Raw genomic sequence first — 13,395 nt, forward strand, 5'->3', positions numbered from 1 at the left:
TTTGGGAGCCGCGCAATGTTGACGATGGAAGAGAACAGCATGAGCACCACGGCCACTCGTTATGTCTATCGTTTCGGCGGCGGCGTCGATGATGGCGGCAAGGGGAACAAGAATCTTCTCGGCGGCAAGGGCGCCAATCTGGACGGCATGGCCGCCATCGGCCTGCCCGTGCCTCCCGGCTTCACGATCACGACGGAGATGTGCACCCGCTATTATCAGGACGGCGGCGTCTATCCTGAAAGCCTCAAGGCGGAAGTCGCGAACGGCATCGTCCATATCGAATCGGTGACGGGCCGGAAATTCGGCGATGCGTCCGATCCGCTGCTGGTTTCCGTTCGTTCCGGCGCGCGCATTTCGATGCCCGGCATGATGGATACGGTGCTCAACCTCGGCCTCAACGACGAAACCGTCGTCGGTCTCGCCACGGCGTCGGGCGATGAGCGTTTCGCCTGGGACAGCTATCGCCGTTTCATCCAGATGTATTCGGATGTGGTGCTCGAACTCGACCATGGCGCGTTCGAGGAAGCCCTTGAAATCGCCAAGGAAGATCAGGGCTATACCCTCGACACGGAAATGACCGCCGACGATTGGAAAGCCCTCGTTTCCGAATATAAGGATCTTGTTTCAAAGCTTTGGGGAAAGCCTTTCCCGCAGAATGTAAACGACCAGCTCTGGGGCGCGATCTCTGCCGTGTTCGGCAGCTGGCAGGCCGACCGGGCCAAGGTCTATCGCCGCCTGAACTCGATCCCGCACGACTGGGGCACCGCCGTCAACGTGCAGGCGATGGTGTTCGGCAACATGGGTGAAACCTCCGCCACCGGTGTCGCCTTCACCCGCGATCCGGCAACGGGCGAGAACGCCTATTACGGCGAATATCTCATCAACGCACAGGGCGAGGATGTGGTCGCGGGCATCCGCACGCCGCAATATCTCACCAGACAGGCCCGCGAGCGGGCAGGGGCCAAGCCGCTTTCGATGGAAGAGGCGATGCCCGAAACCTATGCGGAACTGGCCCGCGTGTTCGAGATTCTGGAAACCCATTATCGCGACATGCAGGACATCGAATTCACGGTGCAGCAGGGCAAGCTCTGGATGCTCCAGACCCGCTCGGGCAAGCGCACCGCGAAGGCCGCGCTCAAGATCGCGGTCGACATGGCGCGCGAGGGCCTCATCACCGAGGAGGAAGCCGTCGCCCGCGTCGATCCCGCCGCGCTCGACCAACTACTCCACCCGACGCTGGACCCCAAAGCGCCCCGCGATGTGCTGACCAAGGGTCTGCCTGCCTCGCCGGGCGCGGCTTCGGGCGCCATCGTGTTCGATGCCGACACTGCCGAGCGCCGCAACGAACTGGGCGATTCGGTCATCCTCGTCCGCGTCGAAACCAGCCCGGAAGACATTCACGGCATGCATGCGGCCAAAGGTATCCTGACGGCGCGCGGCGGCATGACCAGCCACGCCGCCGTCGTGGCGCGCGGCATGGGCCGTCCCTGCGTTTCCGGCGCGGGCAGCCTGTCCATCGATAACGCGGCCAAGACGCTTCGAATCGATGGCCGCACGCTCAAGGAAGGCGATATCCTCACCATCGACGGGTCGACCGGCGAGGTGATGGCGGGCGAAGTTCCGACCGTGCAGCCCGAACTGGCGGGCGACTTCGGCGTCCTGATGGTCTGGGCGGACAAGGTCCGCCGCCTCAGGGTCCGCGCCAATGCGGAAACGCCGCTCGATTGCCAGACGGCGCGCGATTTCGGCGCGGAAGGCGTGGGCCTTTGCCGCACCGAACATATGTTTTTCGACGCGGCCCGCATCACCGCCGTTCGCGAGATGATCCTCGCCGATACGGAAAAGGGCCGCCGCGCCGCTCTCGAAAAGCTGCTGCCGGAACAGCGCGACGACTTCGCGCAGATATTCATGGTGATGGCGGGCCTGCCCGTCACCATCCGCCTGCTCGACCCGCCGCTGCACGAATTTCTGCCCCATGGCGAAGCGGAGTTCGAGGAAGTGGCCAAGGCGGCGGGCGTCGGCGTCGACGCGCTCAAGCGCCGGGCTTCCGAACTGCACGAGTTCAACCCGATGCTGGGCCATCGCGGCTGCCGCCTCGGCGTCACCTATCCAGAAATCTATGAGATGCAGGCCCGCGCCATCTTCGAAGCCGCTCTGCTCATCAAGCAGCGCAGCGGCGAAGCGCCTATCCCGGAAATCATGATTCCGCTGGTGGCGACCCGGAAGGAGCTGGAACTGATGAAGGCGATCGTCGATCGCGTTGCCGGCGAAGTCTTCGCGGAACAGGGCGCGACGGTAGAATATCTGGTCGGCACCATGATCGAACTGCCGCGCGCGGCGCTCAAGGCGGGCGAGATCGCCGAAGTCGGGGAATTCTTCTCCTTCGGCACCAACGACCTCACGCAAACGACGATCGGCATCAGTCGCGACGATGCGGGGCGTTTCCTGACCCAATATGTCGACAAGGGCATCTTCGCCCGCGATCCGTTCGTGAGCATCGATGTGGAGGGAGTCGGCGAACTGATCCAGTTGGCCGTCGAGCGTGGCCGCAAGAGTCGTCCCGGTATCAAATTGGGTATCTGTGGCGAACATGGCGGCGATCCCGCGTCGATCACCTTCTGCGAGACAGCCGGCCTCGACTATGTGTCCGCCTCACCCTATCGCGTGCCGATCGCCCGTCTGGCGGCGGCGCAGGCGGCGCTGGCCAACAAGGTGTAAGGAAATGGCAAAGGGCGGGATCGGACCCGCCCTTTCGCTTTCGGGGATGCCTATCGATGGCTATCGATCGGCCCGCAGCCGCTCGTAAAGGCGGCCATGCTCATCCACCTTGCCGTTGTCCAGCAGTCGCGCCTGTTCGCGCCATTCCTCTCGCTGGATAGAGCCGGGTTTGCGGCCCAGGCGCCCCTCCAATAGGGCCTCCTGTTCGCCGTTCAGCGCCGCGATCTGGCTGTAGCGATGATAGCCCGCTTCATTGAGCGCGATTTCGTCCTGATCGGATATGCCGCGGATGCGGGTGAGGTCATCCCGTCCATGGGCCGCCGCGCCGGCCACGGCAGCGGCCGTGCCGGGACCGATAGGGCCGGACTGCCGTTCCAGCTGCGCGATCCGTTCGTTGGCCGCCGCAATGCGCCGGTCATGTTCCTGAATCGTTTGTCGATGGGCGGCCTGCTCGTCGCGCCAGAGCCTTCTATATTTGGCGCGCCCGCTCAGGATGAGGCCCAGCACCAGCCCTATCAGCAACACAATCAACAGCAGCGCGATATCATTGGGCGTGAAAGACATGAGGCGATCCTTTCCTGCTGTTGGAACGAGTTGGAAGGCGGAAAGTTGCTGCCCGGCCTCTCCCGAACGGATTAGTGGAAAAAAAGAAAGAAAGGGGGTTGCCCAATCATCCACCCCCCTATATCTGCGCCTCCACAACGCGCCCGTAGCTCAGCTGGATAGAGCATCAGACTACGAATCTGAGGGTCGGACGTTCGAATCGTTCCGGGCGCGCCATTTCGGTTCAAAGGCACGAACGCCTAGCACCGCCGCCTCTACGCCAGAGGCGGCGGTTAGCGTTCGGAGCAGCTCGCTGCGCAGGCCGCGAATACGGACCTCTTTCCGGCTGACCACCTCGACCCGCTGGGCGACCGCCCGCACCTGATCGCGGGCGAAAGTGCCGTCGCCGTTCCGCAGCTTCTTTTTCAGGGCGGCTGCAAAGGCGCGCAGGCTCTCCGGCGTGATCGCCGGGCCGATCTTCACGATATGGGCAAGTGCGCGCTCAGAATCTCCCTTGGCCTGGTCGCGCGTCGCGGTCAGCTCGGCGATGCGATCCTTGAGCGACGGATCGCTTACGTCGATGACGCCATTCTCGATCGCGTCGTAAAGCCGCTTGAGCTTGGCTTCCGCCTCGGTCGCGCGTCGCTCAAGATCGGCGACATGCTCGCGGCGCTGATTCACCCACTCGTCGCGGCGTTCGAGGATCTGATTCATCAGAGCTTCGAGCCGCGCCGGGTCGAGTAGCCGCGCTTCGAGATGATCGACCACGGCCTCATTAAGCCGATCCATCCGCACGGTGATGCCGGGACAGCCGGTCGCGCCCTGTCGCGCCTTCGTCGAGCAAGTGTAATAGCGATATTCCCGCCCGACGCTGCTGGTGCCCGTGCGCAGCGTCATCGCGCCGCCGCAGCAGGCGCAAAAGCAGATGCCGGTGAGCAGCGTCGGGCCGCCCACCGCCATTGGCGGCATCATCTTCGGACTCCGCGCCTTGAGCGACCGCTGGACCGCCTCGAACTCCGTTTCCGAGACGATGGCGGGCACTTCCATGATGGCGTGCTCGCTCTCCGGCTTCGGCGTCCTGGTCTTGTGATCGCGCGTGTTGAAACGGTGCTGGCCGATATAGGTCGTGCGGGTCAACACCTGATGCACCGCGCCCAAGCCCCAGCGCCCGCCGTCGCGGGTGCGGATGTTGTTCTCGTTCAGCCAAGTGGCGATCGACTTGAGGCCCATCGGTCCTCTGTTATCGACGCCATTCAGCGCCATGCGGTAGATGCGCCGCACCGTCTCCGCCTGGTTCGGGTCGATCTCCAGCTTCTTCTTGATCTTTGCGCCGCGCTCGCCCGCCGCGACCACGCGATAGCCGATCGGCGCACGAGCGCCGTTCCAGAAGCCTTGCCGCGCATTCTCCTTCATCGCGCGAAGCGTGTGCTTGCCGTTCTCTTTCGACTGATACTCGTCGAACAGCGTCATGATCTGGCGCATCATCACGCTCATCGGATCGTCGCCCAAGTCTTGCGTGATCGAGACGAGCTTCACCCCGTTCTTCGCCAGCTTGCGGACGTAGAACTCGAACTGGAACTGGTCGCGGAAGAACCGCGAGAAGCTGTGGACGACAATGACGGTGAACGTCGGCGGCTTTGTCATCGCCGCGTCGATCATGGCCTGAAAGGCAGGCCGGCGATCGTCGGTCGCGGTGTTGCCCGGCTCGACGAACTGGGCCGCGACTTCCCAGCCGCGTGACAGACAATACCCTTCGATCTGGCGGCGCTGGTCGGGAATCGAAAGATCGCTCTCGGCCTGCCGGCCGGTCGAGACGCGCAGGTAGAGCGCCGCGCGGGCGGTCGCCACGACCGGCGCCTCATCCTCGTCTCGTCGCAGGGCGGCGCTGGTCATAACGCTTCACTCCTCACTTCACGGCAGCGGTCCGAACAGCTTGTCCAGCTCTTGCCGCATGTGGCCTTCGATCGCGCGCAACTCGGCGTCGCCGATCGGAACTTGCTCCGGCCAGTCGTCAGTGACGACGAGCGGCCCGTCATCGTCGCGCGACCGGCGCGACGCCCGGCGCGGCGCGACGGGATTGGTATAGTCGTGCAGGTCGTCCGGGCACTCGGCCCAGCGACGGGGCGTGCGGCGACGGACTTTGCGAGGAAGAGCCATCTCGACACGCTGCCGCGTGTCCGCACTTCGCACAAAGGCTTCATCGCGGCGTAGCGCAGATAGGGTCGTGCGGCGGCGGGCGTCATGCTTCGCCCCACGGATCGACGACCGTTATCCCGCACTCGGCGAAGTCGCGCACATTGCGAGTCGCCAGTCGCGCGCCGCGCGAGCGCACGATGGCGGCAATCTGCGCGTCGATCTGGCTGATCGGCTTGCCGCCCTGTTTCCGCCCGGCGGCAATCTCTGGATAGGCGCTGGCCGCGTCGGTATCGAACGGCAGCACGCGGCCGGCAAGATCGACATCGAACATGGGGCGTGCGGCGGCCAGCAGGTCATCGCGGCGGCGTCCCTCGGGAAGCAGCGCCAGTCCGTAGAAGATTTCCGCCTGCGTCAGCGTCGTCGTGAATACGCCCGCCATCGGCTGCTCGGCAATCCACGCCATGACCCTCGGGTCAGGCTCGCGCCGCATCAGCTCGGAAATGACGTTCGTGTCGAGAACAATCATTCGCCGAAGTCCACCGCCCGGATCGGCTCGCGGTACAGCTCAGGCAGATCGACACCGCCCAGCGCGCCGAACCTCTCATGGATGGCCTGTCCCAAATTGCGAGGCCGGGGGATTTCGGTCGAGAGCGCTGAACGCAGGATGTCGCGGGCCTCGTCTTCCATCGACCGACCGTGCATCGCAGCGCGCAGGCGCAGACGATTTTTGATCGCATCGTCGATGTTTCGGATCGTCATGACTGCCATATGCAACTCCATAAGTCATTGACTGCATGTTAGTCGATGAAGCGGAAAAGTGCAAGGTCAGGGGTGGCGCCTCCCTGCGGGACCGCCGCTCTATCTCCGCTGCGCTCCGACCGAGCCCCTGACGGGTCTCGTCCCTGCCAGGTGACGATCAGCATGGCGGAGTAGCGCTGGCGCGCCGTTCGGCCAATCCGCCGCGCGGATTGTAGTCTTTCCGGTCTTGCGGAGATCGGCCAGGGCTGCGCCGGCCCGATCGCATTGGTCGTTTCTCTCCCCGTCGATGGGGTGGGCGACGCTTCCCTCTAGGCCCGCCGCGCCGGGCCGCAACGCGCGTGCCGCGCTTACCTTCTCTACGTTCCGGCCCTTCGGGTGCTGCCCGGCTCCGCCGGCGGGCCTGCCGGTCGCTTCTTCGCCGCCCACCCCATTCCGGGGTGAGTGCGGTTTTTAGGAGAAGTGTGATGAACGCTGTTACCGAAACCGTAGCCGCCGAGCCTGTGTCGGGCGTCGAAATCTTCGTGCCGCTCGCCAAGCTCAAAAAGTCCCCGCGCAATGCCCGCAAGGTGCCGCATGGGGAAGCGGCTATCGAGGCGCTGGCCGCTTCGATTCAGCACAAGGGACTGATCCAGAACCTTGTCGTGGAGCCGGAAACCAAGGAGGACGGGACGCCGACCGGCAACTATCTCGTCACCGCTGGCGAAGGCCGCAGGCTAGCGATGCTGTTGCGCGCCAAGCGCAAGCAGATCAAGAAGTCCGAGCCGGTGCGCTGTTGGCTCGATACCGCCAACGACCCGTCCGAAATCAGCCTGGACGAGAACGTGACCCGGACTCCGATGCACCCCGCCGACCAGTTCGAGCGGTTCCGCGAGCTTGCGGACGGCAAGGGCTATGGCGCGGAGGAAATCGGCGCGCGGTTCGGCGTGTCGGCTGGCGTGGTGAAGCAGCGGCTTCGCTTGGGCGCGGTCAGCCCGAAGCTGTTGCAGGTCTATCGGGAGGGCGGCCTTACGCTGGACCAGCTTATGGCCTTCGCCATCACCGAGGACCACGACCGGCAGGAGCAGGTGTTCGCCAACCTGCATCACAATCGCGAGCCGTGGATCATCCGGCGTGACATGACCGCTGCCAACGTCCCGGCGACCGACCGGCGCGCGGTGTTCGTCGGGACCGACGCCTATGTCGAGGCGGGCGGCAACATCATCCGCGACCTGTTCAGCGAGGACCGTGGCGGGTTCTTCGAGGATGTGGGCTTGCTCGACATGCTCGCCGCCGAGAAGCTGCGGGAGGTTGCGGAGCAGGTTCAGGCCGAGGGCTGGAAATGGACCGAAGCGCATATCGACTATCCCCACGCCCACGGGATGCGGCGCTTCTATCCGCAGCCCATCGCCCTGTCCGACGAGGACGAGGCGCGGTTGGAGGAACTGTCCGCCGAGCATGACGAGCTTGCCGAAGGCTATTCGTCCTATGACGAAATGCCGGAGGATGTGGCGGCGAAGCTGGAGGCGGTGTCCGACGAGATCGACGCCATTTCTGCCAAGCGTTCGGCCTTCGCGCCCACCGTTATCGCCAACGGGGGTGCGTTCGTGATCCTCAATCACGACGGCACCGTGCGGATCGAGCGCGGTTTCGTGCGAGCCGAGGACGAGGCGCTGGCGGACCCGCAGACGGAGCCGGAGGCTGATGGCGATCCGACCGAGCCGCCGAGCGGCGAGGACGAGCAGCGGGAGGACGGCGAGGACGAGCAGGAAATCGACGAGGAGGACGAGGAACCGGGCAAGCCCATTTCCGACAGCCTCTCCCGCGACCTGTCCGCCTACCGGACGCTGGCGCTTCGCGTCGCGCTTGCCGAGCAGCCCGCAACGGCCTTGATTGCGCTGACCCACACGCTCACCGCACAACTGTTCTACAGCTATGCGGAGGCCGGTTGCATCGAGGTTCGTCCGACCGTGATCCCCTTGGAGAGCCACGCGGACGGGATCGAGGATACGCCCTTGGCGGCGCGGGCGAGCGAGCAGCACGAGGCATGGGCCGAGCGGATGCCGCGTGACGTGGCGGACCTGTGGGGCTTCATCGTCGCGCTGGACGATGAGAAGCGGACGGCGTTGCTGGCGCATTGCGCGGCTCGCACCGTCAACGCCCTGCGATTGCCGTGGGACCGCAAGCCCCGGTCGTTGCAGACCGCCGATCGGCTGGCGGGCGCCTTGGCGCTAGACGTGGCGAAGGACTGGACGCCCACGGTGGACAGCTACCTTGGCCGCGTCACCAAGGCGCATATCGTGGAGGCCGTGAGCGAAGGCGTCTCCGAGGATGCCGCCCGCCGCATCGCCGACATGAAGAAGCCGGACATGGCGCAGGCCGCCGAGCAGCTTCTGGCGGGAACGGGATGGCTCCCCCCCGCGCTGCGGACCCCGCAGCCGGAGGCCGAGCAGTCCGCGCCGGTTGAGGAAGCGGAGGCGGAGAACGTGGCGGAGGTGGACGAGGAAGCGCCTTACGCCGTCGCCGCCGAGTAGCAACCTGGGCCGGGGCCGCGTGAGCGGTCCCGGCCTTCCTTTCTGCCGAGTGTCAAAAATCGCGGCCGCGCCCGATGAGGCGCGGCCGCATTTGCAACTCCGATCGACGTAGAGCGGGATCTTGGCCGGGCCGCACGACGCCCCGCTCGGTGGAGCGCGGCGTCGTCGCCGGAGTGATCTGATAGGCGACTGCTGCGCGTCGGCCCCGACTAGCCGACACCGCAAGCCAGAAGGTTGGGCGCTTGCCGGGCTAACCCCTGTTGGCGGCTCTTTCATGCGCAAGGCAGGCCGAGCGCCGGAAAATGCGATGATGCGTGAGTCGGCTGGTCGCCCGCTCTTCGGGTTGCCTCCGCGCTAAGGGCGAGCATCTTGAACGCACCACCCGTTCCGCCGCTTGGTTTGGACGAGTGCGGATTGAACGCCGTGCCCGTCTCGCCCGACCGGCACCGCAGCCCGCGGCCTCTCAAATGGCTGACTGTCCGAGGACGGCTTCGCCTTTCTCGCCCTCTGCGCAACGGCGCGGGGCGACTTTTTTCCGCCGCCTTCGGCTTTGCACCGCGAAGCAAAAAAGTCGCCCCGCGCCGTCCTCCGCTGACGCTGCGGTCCTGTCGGATGCGCGGTCGATCACCCCGGACTGCCGAACGCCATCGAGGCCGCGATGGGCGCGGCTCCGAAGCAAGACAGGAGTTTCACATGGCGATCATCGGCACCTTCACCAAGAGCGGCGACGGCTTTAACGGCACGATCAAGACGCTCACCCTCAGCGCCAAGGTCAGCTTCAAGCCGATCGAGCTGGAGGGCGACAAGGCTCCCAACTTCCGCGTCACCGCCGGCACCGTCGAATTCGGCGCCGCCTGGAAGAAAACGAGCCGCGAGAACCGGGACTACCTCTCGGTCAAGCTCGACGATCCGACCTTCCCGGCACCGATCTACGCGAGCCTGGTCGAAACCGAAACCGCCGGCGAATACGCGCTGATCTGGTCCCGCTGACCGGCGACGACGCCCCGCTCCATCGAGCGGGGCGTTTCGCGTCTATCCCGACGATCCGGGCTTAGATTAACGCACTGCGCGTCCCAACAAATTGCGCAGCCTCATTTGCCTCGCTGTTCTAGCCCGGTCTATTCAGTGCGCCCCGACGGCGCGTAACACCAGTGGAGGAAGGTTCCACCCAGATAATTGTCGATAGATCTGGTAGCTGACGAGCGGCTTTGCCGGGTAACCGGCCGGGCCGAAGCCTCGTGACAAAGGCCGCCTTGGGCGGTTGAGCGATCCGGTGGGCCGTAACGAGTGTGAAGCCTGAGCAGGCCTCGAAAGTGATGATGCGGATGCCGACCCGCCTGAATAACGGGGAAGGCAGCATGAGTGGGGAAGCAATCGACACGCGCACCCGCTCGATCCGCCGGGGTAATGGGCACGGCACGCCGGAAGGGTGATGCGGGTAATCGGGGGAGACCCGTTGCGGGCGAGGGTAGCGGCCTCGACATCGTGCTCGGCACGATGGTCCGGAGCGGGAGTCGGACAGGGTCGTAGTACTGTCGATGCCGGGTAATGCCGGTGGAGGGAAGGGCCCTGACTTCTGGTGTGCTTTTGACGATGATGAGGTGATGGTGATTGGCGATGAGCCTGCAAACGCCTGATAAGATCCGGACTCTTCAGAGGAAGCTGTATCGTAAAGCGAAGGCGGAGCCTGCCTTCCGCTTCTATCTGCTCTACGACAAGATCTGCCGCGAGGACATTCTCTACCACGCCTATCGGTTGGCCCGCGCGAATGCGGGGTCACCGGGTGTGGACGGTGTGACCTTCGCGCGGATCGAGGCGGCGGGTGTGGTGGAGTGGCTAGCGGGACTGCGTGAGGAACTCGTCTCGAAGACGTATCGGCCACAACCTGTACGTCGGGTCATGCTGCCAAAGCCTGGGGGCGGGGAAAGGCCGCTCGGTATTCCGACGATTCGGGACCGAGTTGTCCAAACCGCCGCCAAGTTGGTGCTTGAGCCGATCTTCGAGGCGGATTTCGAGGATAGCGCCTATGGCTATCGCCCCAACCGGGGCGGTGGTCGGGCGGTCAAGGAGGTGCACCGGCTCATCTGCCGGGGCTACACCGACGTGGTAGACGCCGATTTGTCGGGCTATTTCGACAGCATCCCGCATTCGGACCTCCTGAGGTCTGTGGCCCGCAGGGTCGTCGACCGGCATGTGCTGCATCTGATCAAGATGTGGCTCAAGGCGCCGGTCGAAGAGCGGGATGGCAACGGGAAGCGGCGCATGCATGGTGGTCGCAAGGCAACGCAGGGCACGCCGCAAGGCGGCGTTGCAAGCCCGTTGCTCTCGGTCATCTACATGAACCGGTTCCTGAAGCATTGGCGGCTCACCAGACGCGGCGAGGCGTTCCGTGCCCATGTCATCTCCTATGCCGACGACTTCGTCATCCTCAGCCGCGGCTACGCGGAAGAGGCTCTGGCGTGGACGCGGACGGTGATGACGAAGCTCGGGCTGACGCTCAACGAGGCGAAGACCTCGGTGAGGAATGCCCGTCAGGAGCACTTCGACTTCCTTGGATATACCTTTGGCCCCGAGCATTTTCGCAAGGACGGTCACTGGTATCTGGGCGCAAGCCCATCCCGAAAGAGTGTCCAACGGCTCAAGAACAAAGTGAGCGATCTGCTCGTGCCCGGTGAGATGGGGACATGGCCTGATGTGAGAGACCGGCTCAACCGCTTGTTGCGCGGCTGGTCGGCCTACTTCGGCTATGGCACCCGTCTACAGGCGTATCGGGCGGTCGATAACCACGTCTACGACTGCGTTCGGCACTTCCTTGCGCGCCGGCACAATGAGCCCGGGCGCGGCACGCGCCGCTTCTCTCGGGACTATGTCTACGGAGAGGGTGGCGTCATGCACCTGAGACGCTTGCACATTGGGCCACCATCGAAAGCTGTGCGGTGAAGCCAGTCGGAAAGCCGGATGCCGGAAATCGGCACGTCCGGTTTGATGAGCGGGGACGGGAAACGGGGCTCACGCCACCGCGCCCGTCCTCGACTCTACTGACGAGGCTGCTCCGGGTTGATCCGGTCGCTCTCTTTCGGTGCCCAGGTAATCAGGGCGAGCGCCTCCGGCGGCGTTTTTCACCGCGACAGGATCGATGGGCTTTTCAAGGTTGATGGACGGGGCTTTGGCGTTCGGCGGCACGGCCGCGCTGGCTATGTTGGTGCTGGCCGGAGGCCGGTGGCGAGGGCTCTGAATATGTTGGCATCAGGGCAGGCTGACGCGAACGCGACACGGATGCGCGAGGCGCTCTCGATGACGCGGGCGGCGACTTTGAGCAGCCGTAGGCGCAGCGTCACGAACTCGGCCGTGGCTAGCGCGAGGGTTCTGGGGATCGCCTGCTGGACGCGCCACATCAGCCAGTAGGCGGCGGTGTGCAGAATGAGGCGCATCTGGTTGGCGTTGGCCGAGCGGCACGAGGTTCGGTCGCTGGCGAGCTGGGACTTGTGGCGCTTGATCAGGTTCTCGGCCTGACCACGCGCGCAGTAGAGCGTGTCGTAGATGTGCTCGGCCGATCCTGTTGCCAACGAGGTGACGACATAGCGGATGTCCATGCCCAGCGTGCTGGCCTCGATCCGGGCGACGACGCGGCGCTGGCGGTTCCAGCTCTTCGCGCCGTAGCGGGCCTCGGCATAGCTGCGCAGCACCGGCGCCTGGCGTTCGGCCCGCCTCACCGCGCAGGCATCGGCGGCGGCAACGATGGCCGGTTCGGCGCGCAGCGCGGCGTTGGTCGGCAAGCCGAACACGAAGTCGATCCCGGCCGCCTCGCAGAACGCCATGACCTCGGGACGGCCATAGTGCCCGTCGCCCCGGATGGTGATGCCGGTGTCGGGCCAGTACCGGCGGATGTGGCGCACCAGGCGCCGGATATGGCCCGCCGCTTCGGTGCCCGACGGCGTCTTGCCGGTGCGCAGCAGCATCGCCACCGGGCGGCCGGTGGCGGTGTCGTAGACGTGGATTGGCAGGAAGCAGCGCTCACCGTGATGTCCGTTCCAGAACGAGAGTTGCTGATAGCCGTGAACGACATCGCAGGTATCATCGATGTCCAGCGTCACCGCCGTCGGTGGGGCCGGATAGCTGGCGCAGTAGACACCGATCATCTGTGCCATCCTCCGGGCCAGTTCGCGCGTGGTCGGGGCGTTCTCCCACCGGCTCATCGTCGGTTGGCTGGCCAGCCCCGCGCCCGATTCCGGCAGCTTGCCGAGCGCCAGGCGGAAGCCTGGATCGTCGCGCAGAGCATCGAGATCATCGGCATCCTCGTAGCCACAGGCGATCGCGAACACCCGGGCCCGCAGGATGTCATCGAGGCGATGGACCACTCGGCCGGGGTCACGCGGATCGGCGATGCAGCCCGCAAGCCGACGGCAAATCCCCATCGCACGCTCGGCCTGCGCCAGCAGCAACACGCCGCCGTCCGAGGTCAGTCGGCCACCGTCGAACGCGGCTGTGACCTTCTTGCCGATCACAGCTGGGAATCCGAAAGGGCTTGCGATATCGTCGTTCATGGCGGGTGTGGCCTGTGGCATTTTTTGCCCTGCAACAGGGCCGGCGTAGACACCCAGTTTCTAATGCAGATCAGGGACTTACACCACTCCCGCCAACCCGCTCACCCGCCTCAGTGAATAAAAGCGGCTAGGCATTCGCGCCCGGCCTGCCGGATAATCCTGATGGACGAAAGCTAGATACTTTC

10 protein-coding genes, 1 tRNA gene and 1 pseudogene are annotated in these 13,395 nt (G+C 65.0%); 6 read left to right on the plus strand and 6 right to left on the minus strand.

All coding sequences use genetic code 11. The features are described 5' to 3' along the window. Positions 1-15: 15 nt before the first annotated feature. On the plus strand, positions 16-2,718 hold the full coding sequence (gene ppdK, locus IQ35_RS14265) for a pyruvate, phosphate dikinase (RefSeq protein WP_145074260.1): 2,703 nt from the start codon (positions 16-18) through the stop codon (positions 2,716-2,718). Positions 2,719-2,778: 60 nt separating this feature from the next. On the opposite strand, the gene IQ35_RS14270 is transcribed toward ppdK, so the two are convergent. After that, entirely contained in the window at positions 2,779-3,282 is a 504-nt protein-coding gene (locus tag IQ35_RS14270) for a hypothetical protein (protein ID WP_145074262.1), read from the minus strand. A 139-nt stretch (positions 3,283-3,421) separates the two neighbouring features. Between IQ35_RS14270 and IQ35_RS14275 the strand changes: the two genes are divergently transcribed. Both IQ35_RS14275 and IQ35_RS21545 read left to right on the plus strand, forming a co-directional pair. Further along, positions 3,422-3,498 (plus strand) — tRNA-Arg (locus tag IQ35_RS14275). A 249-nt stretch (positions 3,499-3,747) separates the two neighbouring features. Then, positions 3,748-4,005 (plus strand): hypothetical protein, encoded by a 258-nt coding sequence (locus tag IQ35_RS21545; protein ID WP_058817958.1) that lies wholly within the window; start codon positions 3,748-3,750, stop codon positions 4,003-4,005. A gap of 69 nt (positions 4,006-4,074) precedes the next feature. On the opposite strand, the pseudogene IQ35_RS21550 reads toward IQ35_RS21545, so the two are convergent. The 4 genes and pseudogenes from IQ35_RS21550 to IQ35_RS14295 all read right to left on the minus strand — a co-directional run. Continuing rightward, positions 4,075-5,154, minus strand: a pseudogene (locus IQ35_RS21550) (recombinase family protein); the annotation flags it as partial. 18 nt (positions 5,155-5,172) lie between these two features. Further along, complete coding sequence (locus IQ35_RS14285; RefSeq protein WP_058817956.1) at positions 5,173-5,418, minus strand: hypothetical protein; 246 nt, start codon at positions 5,416-5,418, stop codon at positions 5,173-5,175. Positions 5,419-5,500: 82 nt separating this feature from the next. Then, on the minus strand, positions 5,501-5,923 hold the full coding sequence (locus IQ35_RS14290; RefSeq protein ID WP_058817955.1) for a type II toxin-antitoxin system VapC family toxin: 423 nt from the start codon (positions 5,921-5,923) through the stop codon (positions 5,501-5,503). Beyond that, the gene (locus IQ35_RS14295; protein WP_170935525.1) at positions 5,920-6,165 is read right to left on the minus strand and encodes a FitA-like ribbon-helix-helix domain-containing protein; all 246 of its coding nucleotides are present in this window, start codon (positions 6,163-6,165) and stop codon (positions 5,920-5,922) included. Before IQ35_RS14295 ends, IQ35_RS14290 begins: the two co-directional genes overlap by 4 nt. A gap of 455 nt (positions 6,166-6,620) precedes the next feature. Between IQ35_RS14295 and IQ35_RS14300 the strand changes: the two genes are divergently transcribed. The 3 genes from IQ35_RS14300 (at position 6,621) to ltrA (ending at position 11,606) form a co-directional block, all read left to right on the plus strand. Next, complete coding sequence (locus tag IQ35_RS14300) at positions 6,621-8,666, plus strand: ParB/RepB/Spo0J family partition protein (RefSeq protein WP_145074265.1); 2,046 nt, start codon at positions 6,621-6,623, stop codon at positions 8,664-8,666. 693 nt (positions 8,667-9,359) lie between these two features. Continuing rightward, entirely contained in the window at positions 9,360-9,656 is a 297-nt protein-coding gene (locus tag IQ35_RS14305; protein ID WP_145074268.1) for a DUF736 domain-containing protein, read from the plus strand. 627 nt (positions 9,657-10,283) lie between these two features. Beyond that, positions 10,284-11,606, plus strand: a complete 1,323-nt coding sequence (gene ltrA, locus IQ35_RS14310; protein WP_184204958.1) for a group II intron reverse transcriptase/maturase — start codon at positions 10,284-10,286, stop codon at positions 11,604-11,606. Positions 11,607-11,860: 254 nt separating this feature from the next. Here ltrA and IQ35_RS14315 read toward each other — a convergent pair whose 3' ends face one another. After that, positions 11,861-13,210, minus strand: coding sequence for an IS1380 family transposase (locus tag IQ35_RS14315; RefSeq protein WP_199739962.1), 1,350 nt, complete (start codon positions 13,208-13,210; stop codon positions 11,861-11,863). Positions 13,211-13,395: the final 185 nt, after the last annotated feature.

This window comes from Sphingobium wenxiniae, assembly GCF_007830065.1.
Lineage (GTDB): Bacteria > Pseudomonadota > Alphaproteobacteria > Sphingomonadales > Sphingomonadaceae > Sphingobium > Sphingobium wenxiniae.